Source organism: Frankia sp. Allo2, from assembly GCF_000733325.1.
Lineage (GTDB): Bacteria > Actinomycetota > Actinomycetes > Frankiales > Frankiaceae > Frankia > Frankia casuarinae.
Genome location: NZ_JPHT01000002.1, coordinates 32,621 through 45,527, shown reverse-complemented (window position 1 = coordinate 45,527; position 12,907 = coordinate 32,621). Strand labels below are relative to the sequence as shown.

Sequence of the window (12,907 nt, the reverse complement as noted above, 5' to 3'; positions counted from 1 at the left end):
GTTCGTATCCCCTTCCCGACGTGACCAGGCCACCCGCGACGTGGAACTCCCCCGCGCCGGGCCGGCCGGCGTCGGACGCACGAGCGCCCTCGGCCCGGTGTCACCTCCTCGGCCGTGTCGGTTCCTCGGCCGTGTCGGTTCCTCGGCCGTGTCGGTTCCTCGGCCGTGTCGGTCCGGCTCGGGCTTCCCGGCAGGCCGAAGAAGCAGGGTGGCGCATTGCTGGAATATGGCCGTATGACCCTTTAGGATATTTTTGAGTGATATGCCGCAAAGATCGGACCGGGGCCGTCGTACTTCCGCATCCGCAATGCCGGCGGGAGAGTGCCGCCCATGACAACGCACCCCGTTCACCCCGTTCATCCCGTTCATGAGGAACGGTCCTCCCAACGGACGATCATCCGCCGGGATTCGCCGATGGGCCTGGCAGTGGACCTGTCGGTGGGCCTGGCAGTGGCGGGCCCCNCCACCCCCNACCAGGTGACCACCTCCAGGCGACCACCTCCGCCGGGAGCGCGGTGAGCTACTCCTGCGCGGTGAGGGCGTGGGTGGCTGCCGCGGCAACGGCGGGGGCTAGCCGTGGNTGGTCGAGGGGAGGCAGCACGCTGCCGGGCGGCGTCTGACCGACGAGGGCGTGCACGGCGGCGAGGCGGGCAGCGGGGGTGACCGGGCGGCGAGTGGTGACGACCGCCCGCAGCAGTCCGGGCAGCGCGTGCAGCGGACGCGGGCCCGAGGTGGCGCGGGCCAGCGGAGGGGGCGTCTCCGGGCGGATCCGCAGGACGGGAACGCCCTTGGGCGGCGCCGCCAAGCCGATCAGGTCGACGATCAGATCGAGTTCGGGGGCAAGCAGGTGCAGCGGCTGGATGCCGTAGTCGACCGGATCGTAGAGGGTGATCTCGTGGAGGCCGACACCGATCAGTAAGCCGGCGAGATCGCCGCCCCGAGCCGGGTCCACGACGGCGACGCGGGCCCGCCCCGGCGCGATGTCACGCGCCCGGAGATGGTTGAGGACCGCGGCCGCGGCGGCGACGGCGAGACCGTCGTTGACGGTGTCGAGCAGCAGATGCGGGGCGGCGGACCGCAGCGCGGCGCGGGCGGCGTCGATGCGGCGGACATGCGTGTGGACCAGGACGGTGGCGGCGAATCCCGGAGCGATCATGCCGATCGCCGCGGCGAGCTCGGCGGCGGTACGGGCTGCGATCGGCATGGGGATGACGTCGAACCCGGTCGCCCGGTGTAGGTGGACCGCCTGGGACTCGACCGCTGGCAGGGCCGCCTCGGCGGCCAGCGGCTCAAAGTCCAAGACGGCGCTGCCGTCGGTGAGCAGCGCCACTCGACGCGGCCGGCCGGTGAACCGGTCGGTGTGCGTCGGGTGCATGGCCAGGTGACTGATGACGCGGCGGTCGGCGTCAGCGTCCAACAACGCAAGATCGTGACCGGTCGTGACCGACGCGCGGAGACACTGGGCGAGTTTGCCGGTCGACGCGACGGTGAAGACGGGATCCTCGGTCTGCAACAGGTCGGCACCCAGCCGCTCCCGCAGCGCCCGGACCAGCCAGGTCAATGTGGACCCGCTGTCGGCATCCAACGTGATCCGCCGGCCGCCCCCGGGGTCCGGCTCGTCCGCGTAGCACGTCACGGGGCCGGGGGCTGCGGCGACGACCGCCTCGATGATCATCGTGGCCCGGTGCGGAACGCGGACCGTGACGCTGTAGGCGGGGTTGACTCCGGCTGAACCGGCCGGACCGGCCGGACCAGGGGGCGTCACGCCGGCTCCACCCGTGCCCGACTCCGTCCGGTGCGCGCCGGTCCCCCAGCCGGCCCCTCGGCGGGGCTCCCCTCCGCGGGAGTCCCACCTGCGGGAGTCCCGGGCATCGGTCCACCACATTTCATGCTCATGAGGAGCTTGTCTCCGCTTCGCGCAACTCGGCCAACAGTCCGGCCTGCCCGGCCGCCATCTCGGTCAGAATCCGCCGGGCCGCGCGCATCAGCTCCGCCACGTCCCCGCCCGCGAGCGCGTACACCACCGTCGGGCCGTCCCGCGTCGCGGTCACGATCCCGGACCGGCGCAGCACCGCGAGCTGTTGGGAAAGGTTCGACGACTCCACCTCGATCGCGGCCAGGAGATCCCGCACCGGCATCGGCCCGTCCTGCAGCAACTCCAGCACCCTAATTCGCACCGGATGGCCAAGCATGCGAAAAAACTCCGCTTTAGCCTGGTACAGCGGAACCCGCCTCGTCACGAGCCACCTCCCGTCGACCCCACGCAGCTCCGGCCGAGGCCTACCGGCCGAGGTACCGGCCTGGCCGGAGTACCGGCGACCGCCCACCCAGAGATCACGCCGGCACGGTGAGTAGCGCCACGACCCGTTCGCGCCCGATGGCGACCTCCCCACCAGTTACAGAATTTATCAACTGTTCGTTACCACACTTCGGAGTCGGGAAACAGCTCTTTATCGCACGGCACGGCTCTGCGGGGGCCGCTGTGTCCGAGATCTCGCCCACTCCATACTTTTTAGCATGTAAATTGAAGAAACCTTCAATTTTTCATCCCAGTATACGGGAGGATCGGATCCGCATCGAGACGACGACGGGGCAGGCCGAGGACTCCCGACCCCACTGCCCCGCCCCCATAAGGACGGCCCCGTCACGCTGGCCCAGGCCACTCGGCCGGCTGGAACTCGGCCGGCTCCTGCCCGGCCGGGCCGATATCGAGAGCATGCGCCGCCAGCCAGGCCGTGACCTGCTCGCGGGGATGACCGTCGCGGTGGTCGCGCTGCCGCTCGCGCTGGGATTCGGGGTCTCCTCCGGCCTCGGCGCGGCCGCCGGACTGGTGACGGCGATCGTGGCGGGTGCTCTCGCGGCGGTCTTCGGCGGGTCGAACCTGCAGGTGTCCGGGCCGACCGGCGCGATGACCGTCGTGCTCGTGCCGATCGTGCACCGGCACGGGCCGGCTGGTGTGCTGACCGTCGGGCTGCTCGCCGGGATGATCCTGCTCGCGCTCGCGGTCCTGCGGGTCGGCCGCTCCGTGCGATATGTGCCGGCGCCCGTGGTGGAGGGATTCACCGTCGGCATCGCCGCGGTGATCTTCCTTCAGCAGGTTCCCTCGGCCCTGGGGGTGCACGCCCGAAACGGTGACCGGGTGACCGGCGTGGCCTGGGCGGCCGTGGCCGACTTCGTCCACCGGCCGCACTGGCTCGCGCTGGCGCTCGCCGTCGGCGTCGCGGCGACGATGCTGGTCGGCGCCCGGCTGCGGCCCACGGTCCCGTTCTCGCTGCTCGCCGTGGCCCTCGCGACGGCCCTCGTCACGGCCCGCGAGTGGGACGTCACGACCCTCGGCGCAATCCCCGCCACCCTGCCCGGTCCCTCGCTCGGCTTCCTCGACATCACCGCGATCCCGACGCTCGCCACGGCCGCCGTCGCCGTGGCCGCGCTCGCAGCCTTGGAGAGCCTGCTCTCGGCCAGTGTGGCCGACGGGATGACCGTCGGCCAGAACCACGACCCCGACCGGGAGCTATTCGGCCAAGGGCTGGCCAACCTCGCCGTCCCGCTGTTCGGCGGGGTGCCCGCCACCGGCGCGATCGCCCGCACCGCGGTCAACGTCCGCTCGGGTGCCTCGTCCCGGCTCGCCGCCCTCGCGCACGCCGTGGTCCTCGCCGGGGTGATGCTCGCAGCCGCTCCCCTGGTCGCGCGCATCCCGCTCGCCGCGCTCGCCGGTGTTCTGCTCGCCACGGCGGTGCGGATGGTCGAGGTCTCCTCGTTGCGCACCCTCGGCCGTGCGTCACACTCCGATGCCCTGGTCATGGCGCTGACCGCCGGGGCGACCCTGGCGCTCGACCTCGTCATCGCCGTCGTCCTCGGCCTCGCGGTCGCCGGCGCCCTCGCCCTGCGCGCAATCGCCCGAACCGCGCGGGTCGAGGAGGTGCCGCTGGACCCCGGCGATCATCACGATTCCGAACACGCGCTACTCGCCGAGCACATCGTCGCCTACCGTATCGACGGCCCCCTGTTCTTCGCCGCCGCCCACCGCTTCCTGCTGGAGCTCACCGAGGTGGCCGACGTCGAGATCCTCATCCTCCGGCTGTCCCGGGTCAGCGCCGTCGACGGCACCGGCGCCCTCGTCCTGCGCGACGTCATCGACCGGCTCGAACACCGCGGCGTCAAGGTGTATGTGTCGGGGCTGCGACCCGAGCATGCCAAAGCGGTGGCCGCCGTCGGTCTGGTGGACCGGCTGCGCGGCCAGGGACGCCTGTTCGACTCCACCCCGTCGGCCATCCAGGCTGCCCGGGACCATCTCCACCACACCGGCGCCCTGGCTGCCGTCCCCACCTGAGCCCACGCGGCGTTAGCCCACGCGGCGCTAGCCGCGGTCGCGCGGCTCGCGACGCAGCCCGCCCCACAGGGGACTCTGGTCCCACCAGCCGGAGGCTGGCGATCGACATGACGGATGTGCCCCAGGCAGGAATCGGACCTGCGGCCTACNGCTTAGGAGGCGGTCGCTCTATCCACTGAGCTACTGGGGCCGGCGAGGGACACCGGGTCTGGCTCGTGCAACAGATCATACGGGGCCGCGGAGCAGCCGGCCCGAGGGGACACCATGGATCCCGATCGGCAAGGCATCCGCACACCGTCCACAGCCCGTCGGCACGCTCGATCTACCGCAACGACCGATTATTACCGAAGGCTAATGACCGCCATCGAGGACCGTGGCCGCCCGGCACTGTGTACCGGCGCAGCGCAATCAGCCGAACTGCTCGGCCATCTCGACGAGTTCCTTGCATTTCGGACAGATCGGGAAACGCGAGGGGTCCCGCACCGGTTCGAACTTGTAGCCGCACAACGCCGTAACCCGGCCACCCTCGATGGACGCGCGAACGATCTCCTCACGACGAGCGTAGTGAGAGTGATCGTCACCTTCGTCCGTCTGGGTGTTCGATGTCTCGGGCGCGATCTGAGTCGTGCTCATGGCGTCGAGTCTAGTGCCGCGGGCGCCGATGCCGGCCCTGGGTGCAAGCCCGCGCGCGGGACGGGTGCCGCACGAGGACACGCCGCCGGACCGAGGCCATACCCGCCGAACCGAGGCCATGGAACACGTCGTGGAACACCGACCCCGGTCCGGGGGAAGGGACCGACGGGACATCGAAACCGACCAGCCGGCATGGTCTTCGGGGGGCAGATGGCTCTTGTGAGTCCCAGGCTGAGCGTACCCTGGAGAGGACGAAGGAGACCGGTGACTGGATTGATCGACAGTACCGAGATGTACCTCCGAACCCTGTACGAGCTGAGGGAGGAGGGCATCCCCCCGCTGCGCGCGCGTCTGGTGGAGCGCCTGCATGTCAGCGCGCCGGCCGCGAGCGAGTCGACGGCTCGTCTGGCCAACGAGGGGCTGGTGTGCCTCGCCGACGACCGGACCGTGCAGTTCACGGAGAAGGGCCTGCTGCGGGCCACCGCCGTCATGCGCAAGCACCGCTTGGCCGAGCTGCTGCTCACGAAGGTCATCGGGTTGGACTGGGCGCTGGTACACAACGAGGCCTGTCGGTGGGAGCATGTAATCTCCGACGAGGTCGAGGCGCGCCTCACCGTCCTGCTCGGCGATCCGAAGCGCTGCCCATTCGGTAACGAGATCCCGCCTTCCCAGCAGCACCACACCACGGCACGGCCGGCTTCCGCCCCGGTGAGCCTACTGGCGTCGGCCGACCTCGCCTCGTCCGGTGGTGGCAGGCCGGTCACGGTGAGCTGGATCTCCGAGCGGTTGCAGACGGACGAAAGCATCATGCGCCGGCTTCAGGACGCCGCGATCGTCCCCGGCGCGCAGATCACGCCGGGCTCCCGCGGCAACCTGATCCACATCGTCACTCCCAACGGCCAGACCGACGCGGAGATCAGCCGTAGCACCGCGGCTCTCGTTTACGTCGACCGCTGAGTCGACCGCTGAGTCGTCGCCCACGGCACCGTCGCCGTCGCCATCCTGATCGCTTCCGCCAGCGGCCGATGGTGTCACGCTCCCGGCCGCACACCCCCCGGAAGCTCGACCACCAGATCTTCTCCACCTTGACCACCTCCCCGGTCCGCGGAGCGTGGATCATCTTCCCGCCCCCGATGTAGATCCCGACATGATCAAGATCGGCATGGAAGAAGACGAGATCGCCGGGAATGAGGCCCGCCCGGTTCACGCGGCGCCCCTCATTCCATTGTGATCCGGTGTAGTGGCTCAGCGAGACCCCGGCCTTCCCCCAGACCCACTGCGTCAGGCCGGAGCAGTCGAAGGACTTCGGCCCCGCCGCAGCCCACACGTAGGGCTTGCCCAGCTGGGCGTATGCCTCCTGCACCGCGCGCGACGCGCCACCGCCGCCCGTCGGCGGGATGGGTGCCGGGGTAGTCGGGGCCGCGGCGAACGCCCGGCCCGCGGCCGCGACCGCGGCCGACTCCTTCCGATAACGGACCCGTTCGGCCGCGGCCTTCCTGGCCGCCGATGCCGCGGCGGCGGCCGCCGCCGCCCTGCGGGCCCGCGCGGCGGCGGCTTGGCGCTCCCTGGCCCGCCGCTCCAGCGATGCGTAGCGGGATTCGAGCCGCTGCAGCAGGCTGCGCTGCTCGGCGGCGGACGCCTCGATGGACCGCTTACGTGCGGCGAGCCGCATGACGATCTTCCTCTTGCCCGCAAGTGCCACGTCAGCGCTCCGGCGTGCCTCGGTGAGATCCCGACGCGCGAGCCGCAGGCCAGTGTCCGCCACGCGTTGCCGGCGGGCCAGCGCATCGACCGCACCGGCCCGGTCGAGTACCTGTCGGGGGTCGCCGGTCAGCAGCAACGACAGTTGCCCGAATCCCCCGGCCCGATTCGCCGACACCGCCAACCCCCGGTGTTTGTCCGAGGCCTGCCGTACAGCGTCGTCAGCGCGGTCGACCCGCCCGGCCGCGGCAGCCGCGGCCCGCTCGGCCTCGGCCAGCCGAATACGTTCGGCGTTGAACACCTCAGTGGCAATCGCCGTCTGACGAGTGGATTCGTCCAGCCGTACCCGGGTACCGTTGATCTCCGCCTGCAGGCTCTGCAGGCTCTCCGGGCTCTCCGGGGCCGACCCGGAGGCCGGAGTCGTCGGCGCCGCCCAGGCGGATCCGGCAAACCCCCAGACAACCGGAGGTCCGGCGACGAGAATGCCGACCAGTCCGAGAACAATGGGCGCTCCGGCTTTCGGACGCCATCCGGTCGGATCGTTCCCGGTCGGCTGGGGATCGTCGGTCGGGCCGGCGGCGGGAGTCTGCCTTGCGACGTGTTTCGAAGTTCGCCGGCCGAACCCGGATGGCGGGACATCACGGGGACGGCGGGGCCCGGGGCGCGGTTCGCCGGCGCTATGCCAGCCCTCCGTGGGGACACTGCTCACACCGCCGGACGGTAACTCTATGCAGTTATACAGTCACGGAAGCACGCCGCGACGAGCGGAGAGTCTCCAAGCACCCACCGCCAGCCGATGAGATCGGGTCACAGGCCACCCAATTTAGCGATTTCACATGCCAGAAACAGCTAAGACACAGGTCGGGAACAGATCTTGCCGACTCTTCGGACCCGAGGATCCGGGACGAGCGCAGCGTGGCCGGGGACCGGGTGAGCGCAGTCCGCGCATCGCGCGGGGAATGACAGGAGAGACATGGACAAATTGAATTCGGGCGATACCGCGTGGATGCTCATCAGTTCCGCGATCGTGCTGTTCATGACGCCCGGACTGGCGTTCTTCTACGGTGGCATGGTCCGAGCGAAGNACGTGCTCGGAATGATCATGCAGAACTTCTTCTGCATCGGGATCGTCACGCTGATCTGGTCGGTCATCGGGTTCAGCGTCGCGTTCGGCGAGGGTAACGGCTTCTGGGGCGGATTCGACTTCTTCGCTCTCCAGGACCTCTCCGGCAGCGACGGCGCGATCCCGTACGTCGTGTTCGTCGCCTTCCAGCTGATGTTCGCGATCATCACGCCCGCCCTCATCACCGGCGCGATCGCCGATCGCATGAAGTTCAGCGCCTTCGCGATCTTCATCCCGCTCTGGTCGCTGCTGGTCTACTCGCCGATCGCACACTGGGTGTGGGCGAGCAAGGGCTGGTTGTTCGAGCGCGGCGCGATGGACTTCGCGGGCGGCACGGTCGTCCACGCCAACGCCGGTATCGCGGCGATCGTGCTGGCGCTGGTCCTCGGCAAGCGGGCCGGTTGGCCGACCGGCGACTTCCGCCCCCACAACGTCCCGTTCGTTCTCCTGGGCACCGGCATCCTGTGGGTCGGATGGTTCGGGTTCAACGCGGGTTCCGCGCTGGGCGCCAACAAGGTCGCCGGATACGCCCTGCTCAACACCCAGATCGCGACCGGCGTCGCGATCCTCGGATGGCTCGCGGTCGAGCAGCTGCGCGACGGCAAGGCGACCACCCTGGGAGCCGCCTCCGGCGCGGTCGCGGGTCTGGTGGCCATCACCCCGGCCTGTGGTTTCGTCTCTCCGATGGGTTCGATCGCCATCGGCGGCATCGCCGGCGTCGTCTGCGCCCTGGCCACCTCGATCAAGGGCAAGGTCGGCATCGACGACTCGCTCGACGTCGGTGCGGTCCACCTGGTCGGCGGTGTGCTCGGAGCCCTGCTGACCGGCCTCTTCGCCACCGTCGACACGAACGAGGCCGGCAAGGACGGTGTCTTCTACGGCGGCCCGTGGAGCGTCTTCGGGGAACAGGCGCTCGCCGTCGGCGCGACGCTGGGCTACTCGGCCGTCGTGACGGCGATCATCGCTCTCGCCCTGAAGTACACCATCGGTCTCCGGCTGAACGCCGACGACGAGATCGCCGGCATGGACGAGGCGTTGCACGGGGAGACGGCGTACCGCTTCACGTCCATCGGCGGTAGCGGCTCGCTGTCCACGAGCAGCATCAGCCCCGTCAAGGTGCCCGAGGAGGCCCAGGCATGACCAAGCTCGTCACCGCCGTCATCAAGCCGTTCAAGGTCGACGACGTGAAGGCGGCGCTCGAGACCCTGGGCGTGCACGGACTGACGATCTCCGAGGTCCAGGGCTACGGCCGGCAGAAGGGCCACACCGAGGTCTACCGCGGCGCCGAGTACAAGGTCGACTTCGTGCCAAAGATCAAGATCGAGGTGGTCGTCGCGGACGGGGCGGTCGACGATCTGGTCGCGGCGATCACGTCGTCGGCGCAGACCGGCAAGATCGGCGACGGCAAGATCTGGGTCGTTCCGGTCGAGTCGGTGGTACGGGTCCGTACCGGCGAGCGGGGGGCGGACGCGCTGTAGTAGTGCCGGGCGTGGCAACGCCACCGCGGCACGGCTCCATCGCACCACCCGACTCCATCCATCACTGTTACCACGCACCCCCGGCACCCGGCACCACGCACCACCCGCGACACCGCACGAGCTGGTACCACCCGAGACCACAGTTGCGCTGGTGCGCGTTTCTGTGTCCTCGGCTCGGCGCTCCACTGGCCGTGATCGATCCGGACCCGAGATCGATCACGGCCAGACGGCCGAACGGAGGAGGACAGCCATGACGGACCGCCTGGAGATCCTCAAGGGCCGCTCCGAGCACCTGCCCACGGCGACCGGCCCACGGCTGCGCCGCATCCTCACCGACCTCGCCGACGATGCCCTAGTCGACCTGTTCGGCGATCCCGGACCGGGAATTGCCCTGGTGGCCGTCGGCGGCTACGGACGCGCGGAACCCGCGTTCGGCAGCGATCTCGACCTCGTCCTCGTCCACGACGGCAAACGGAACGACATCTCCGCCGTCGCCGACGCGGTCTGGTATCCGCTGTGGGATTCGGGGGTGGGTCTCGATCACAGCGTGCGCACCGTCGACGAGGCCATCATGGTGGCCGACGGTAACCTCAAGGCCGCGCTCGGCCTGCTCGACGCCCGCCACGTCGCGGGTGACGCGACGCTGGCCACGCAGCTTGCCCAGCGGGCTCGCGCCCGCTGGCGGTCCCATGCTCCGAAACGACTACCCGAGCTCGCCGAGGCCGTCGCGGAACGGGCCACCCGACTCGGTGAGGTCGCGTTCCTGCTCGAACCCGACCTGAAGGAATCCCGCGGCGGGCTGCGTGACGTCCATGCCCTGCACGCCCTCGCGGCGGCCTGGGTCGCCGAGTCCCCCCCCGCGCGGGTGATCGCCGCCGGTCAGGTGCTGCTCGATGCCCGCGGCGAGATCCGCCGGCTGAGCCGGGGACGAGCCCACGATCGGCTCCTGCTCCAGGACTCCGAGTCGCTCGCCACCATGCTCGGCTACGCCGACGCGTTCGCGCTCGCGCACGCGGTCGCCGACGCCGGACGCGCCATCTCCTGGACCTGGGACACCACCTGGTACCGGGTCGCGGCCGGCCTGCGGTCGGTGGCGCGGTGGCGCGGTGGCGGCCGGCGGCCGGCCCGCCGCCCCCTCGGCGAAGGGGTGGTCGACCAGGACGGCGAGGTCCAGCTCGCCCGGGACGTCGATCCGGCGAAGGACCCGGTCCTGGTGCTGCGGGCCGCCGCCGCGGCCGCACGAAGCGGGCTCCCGTTGGGCCGCTACGCCGTCGACCGGCTGGCCCGGGAGGCCCCACCGATGCCCGACCCCTGGCCTGACGCCGCCCGTGACGCGCTGGTCGCGCTGCTGGCCACCGGCGACGCGGCCGTGGGGGTGCTGGAATCCCTCGACCAGGTGGGGCTGCTCGTCCGGCTCATCCCGGAGTGGGCGGCGGTGCGCAGCAGACCGCAACGCAATCCCTACCACCGCTATACCGTCGACCGGCATCTGATGGAGGCCGCGGCGCGGGCCGCCGCGCACACCCGCGAGGTGGACCGGCCGGATCTGTTGCTGCTCGGCGCCCTCCTGCACGATATCGGTAAGGGCTTCCCCGGCGACCACACCGACGCGGGCATCGTGCAGATCGAACGGATCGGCCCGCGGCTGGGCCTGCCGCCCGAGGACGTCGACGTGCTTGTCGCCATGGTCCGCCACCACCTGCTTCTCGGCGAGGCCGCGACCAGGCGGGACATCGACGATCCCGGGACAATCGCGAGCGTCGCCGCGTCCGCCGGCAGCGTGCGGATCCTCACCCTGCTGCACCGACTGACCGAGGCCGACTCCCGGGCCACCGGTCCGACCGCGTGGAACGCCTGGAAGGCGCGGCTGATCGGTGACCTCGTCGAGCGGGCCCGAGCCGTCCTCGGCGGCGAGCGGGTCCCGTCTCCCCCGAGCCTCGACGATCGGCAGCGTGGCCTGCTCGCGCTGCCCGACGAGCACGTCGTCCAGGTCAATCCGCTGCCGGACGAGGGCATGTTCGAGATCGTGGTGGTCAACGCCGACCACGTCGGGCTGCTGGCGATCATCGCTGGTGTCCTCGCGCTGAACCGATTGGACATCCGGCGGGCCTCGGCCCGGAGGAACGGCGGTCGGGCGCTGCTGCAGGCCGCCGTGGCGGCGCCGCACGAACGGGTACCGGAACCGGCGCGGTTGCTCGCCGACCTGCGGGCCGCGCTCGCCGGCACCCTCGACGTCGCCGGTCGGCTCGCCGCCCGGGAACGCGACTACGCCGGGGCCAGGCGGTGGACCACGCCCGGCGCCCCTCAGGTGATCTTCGATGACGACCTGGGATCGATGACCGTGATCGAGGTGCGCGCCCCAGACCAGGCCGGCGTGCTGTACCGGATCGTACGGGCGCTGTCCGGGTTGCGACTCGATGTCGCCACCGCCATCGTCGCGACCCTCGGACTAGACGTGGTGGACGCCTTCTACGTGCGGGAGGCCGATGGTGGTCCGGTGGCGGACGGCGGACGGCGCCGTGAGATCGCGGACGCGATCCTCGCGGCCCTGGGACCGATGGAACCCATAGACCGCGCGGAACCGGCGGGCCGGACCACACAGACGTGATCCAGCCCGCCGGGATCCGCTCGGACCGAGCGTCAGCACCGTCGTGGGAGACGCTATGATGAGCAGGCACGTTGGGAGGCTTCGCCTAGTCCGGTCTATGGCGCCGCACTGCTAATGCGGTTGGGGGCATACACCCCCTCCGGGGTTCAAATCCCCGAGCCTCCGCGTCGACCAGGCGTTTTGAACATACGTTCGAGACGCCCGGTCTGTCCTTAAGATCAAAATGGCCGGTGGATGGAACAAACGGCGTGGATCTTCATCCGGCGCCTGTTCCCCGGCTCCGCCGGGGGACGAACTCCTCGATCACCACCGCCGCAGCCTCCGCCAACTCCTCGGCCACGACCGCGTAGACATCTCGGGTAAAGTTCGACGAAGCGTGACCGAGCACATCGGCGACCAGCTTCATGTCAACTCCGGCCGCGAGGAGCATCGTTGCCGCCCCGTGTCNAAGGTCGTGAAAACGGATCGGGGGAAGGGGCATCGCCGCGGCGTCTGTACTGCTTCTTCGCCATCGAGGTCGGCTCCCGCTCCGTCCACATCCTCGGGGTCACCGCCCACCCCGACGGACCGTGGAGCACCCAACAAGCCCGGAACCTCCTCCTGGACCTCGGTGACCGGGCGGCCGACTTCCGGTTCCCGGTCCGTGACCGCGCCGGACAGTTCACCGCGTCGTTCGACGCGGTCCTCGCCGACGCCGGCATCACCGCGATCAGGATCCCACCCCGGACCCCGCGGGCGAACGCCTACGCGGAACGGTTCGTCCGAACCGTCCGGACCGAGGTCACCGACCGGATGCTGATCTTCGGTGAACGGCACCTGCGCGTTGTCCTGGCCGAGTACGCACGGCGCTACAACGGACGACGCCCCCACCGCGGCCGCGACCTTCAACGACCACGGCCCGACCACCCCGCCGCGGACCTGAGCCAGGAACGGATCAAACGTCAGCCCGTCCTCGGCGGCCTGATCAACGAATACGAACGAGCCGCCTAAAAGACCAGGCCAACGCCGGTGGCCGAGTTCTCGCACCCCACACG

The 12,907-nt window shown here is 70.4% G+C and carries 11 protein-coding genes and 2 tRNA genes; 7 read left to right on the top strand and 6 right to left on the bottom strand.

Translation table 11 applies throughout. The features are described 5' to 3' along the window. Positions 1-520: 520 nt before the first annotated feature. A complete protein-coding gene (locus ALLO2_RS02430) occupies positions 521-1,765 on the bottom strand; it encodes a hypothetical protein (RefSeq protein ID WP_035729461.1) in 1,245 nt (414 codons plus the stop codon). Positions 1,766-1,892: 127 nt separating this feature from the next. Beyond that, on the bottom strand, positions 1,893-2,240 hold the full coding sequence (locus tag ALLO2_RS02425; RefSeq protein WP_023839852.1) for a helix-turn-helix transcriptional regulator: 348 nt from the start codon (positions 2,238-2,240) through the stop codon (positions 1,893-1,895). A 476-nt stretch (positions 2,241-2,716) separates the two neighbouring features. Here ALLO2_RS02425 and ALLO2_RS02420 point away from each other — a divergent pair, with 476 nt between their 5' ends. After that, positions 2,717-4,330: a SulP family inorganic anion transporter gene (locus ALLO2_RS02420; protein WP_254668599.1), complete on the top strand. Its 1,614-nt coding sequence runs from the start codon at positions 2,717-2,719 to the stop codon at positions 4,328-4,330. 117 nt (positions 4,331-4,447) lie between these two features. On the opposite strand, the gene ALLO2_RS02415 is transcribed toward ALLO2_RS02420, so the two are convergent. Then, positions 4,448-4,520: transfer RNA gene (locus ALLO2_RS02415), tRNA-Arg, on the bottom strand. Between the two features lie 218 nt (positions 4,521-4,738). Further along, the gene (locus ALLO2_RS02410; protein WP_023839854.1) at positions 4,739-4,963 is read right to left on the bottom strand and encodes a DUF3039 domain-containing protein; all 225 of its coding nucleotides are present in this window, start codon (positions 4,961-4,963) and stop codon (positions 4,739-4,741) included. Positions 4,964-5,227: 264 nt separating this feature from the next. On the opposite strand from ALLO2_RS02410, the gene ALLO2_RS02405 reads away from it, so the two are divergent. Continuing rightward, the gene (locus ALLO2_RS02405) at positions 5,228-5,920 is read left to right on the top strand and encodes a metal-dependent transcriptional regulator (RefSeq protein WP_023839855.1); all 693 of its coding nucleotides are present in this window, start codon (positions 5,228-5,230) and stop codon (positions 5,918-5,920) included. On the opposite strand, the gene ALLO2_RS27915 is transcribed toward ALLO2_RS02405, so the two are convergent. Further along, positions 5,880-7,373 (bottom strand): C40 family peptidase, encoded by a 1,494-nt coding sequence (locus ALLO2_RS27915; RefSeq protein ID WP_304413233.1) that lies wholly within the window; start codon positions 7,371-7,373, stop codon positions 5,880-5,882. The two genes, ALLO2_RS02405 and ALLO2_RS27915, sit on opposite strands and share 41 nt — an antisense overlap. A gap of 264 nt (positions 7,374-7,637) precedes the next feature. Between ALLO2_RS27915 and ALLO2_RS02395 the strand changes: the two genes are divergently transcribed. The 4 genes from ALLO2_RS02395 to ALLO2_RS02380 all read left to right on the top strand — a co-directional run bounded on the left by ALLO2_RS02395 (position 7,638) and on the right by ALLO2_RS02380 (position 12,038). Continuing rightward, entirely contained in the window at positions 7,638-8,927 is a 1,290-nt protein-coding gene (locus tag ALLO2_RS02395) for an ammonium transporter (protein ID WP_035729459.1), read from the top strand. Next, entirely contained in the window at positions 8,924-9,265 is a 342-nt protein-coding gene (locus ALLO2_RS02390; protein ID WP_011434886.1) for a P-II family nitrogen regulator, read from the top strand. Before ALLO2_RS02395 ends, ALLO2_RS02390 begins: the two co-directional genes overlap by 4 nt. Positions 9,266-9,515: 250 nt before the next feature. After that, complete coding sequence (locus tag ALLO2_RS02385; protein WP_023839856.1) at positions 9,516-11,873, top strand: [protein-PII] uridylyltransferase; 2,358 nt, start codon at positions 9,516-9,518, stop codon at positions 11,871-11,873. Positions 11,874-11,947: 74 nt separating this feature from the next. Beyond that, positions 11,948-12,038, top strand: a tRNA-Ser gene (locus ALLO2_RS02380). Positions 12,039-12,129: 91 nt separating this feature from the next. Here the strand turns inward: ALLO2_RS02380 and ALLO2_RS23865 are convergent. After that, positions 12,130-12,354 carry a tyrosine-type recombinase/integrase gene (locus tag ALLO2_RS23865; protein WP_232234844.1) on the bottom strand — a complete coding sequence of 75 codons (225 nt, stop codon included), beginning with the start codon at positions 12,352-12,354 and terminating at the stop codon, positions 12,130-12,132. Here ALLO2_RS23865 and ALLO2_RS02375 point away from each other — a divergent pair. Next, positions 12,306-12,863 carry an integrase core domain-containing protein gene (locus ALLO2_RS02375; RefSeq protein ID WP_035729457.1) on the top strand — a complete coding sequence of 186 codons (558 nt, stop codon included), beginning with the start codon at positions 12,306-12,308 and terminating at the stop codon, positions 12,861-12,863. The two genes, ALLO2_RS23865 and ALLO2_RS02375, sit on opposite strands and share 49 nt — an antisense overlap. Positions 12,864-12,907 lie beyond the last annotated feature (44 nt).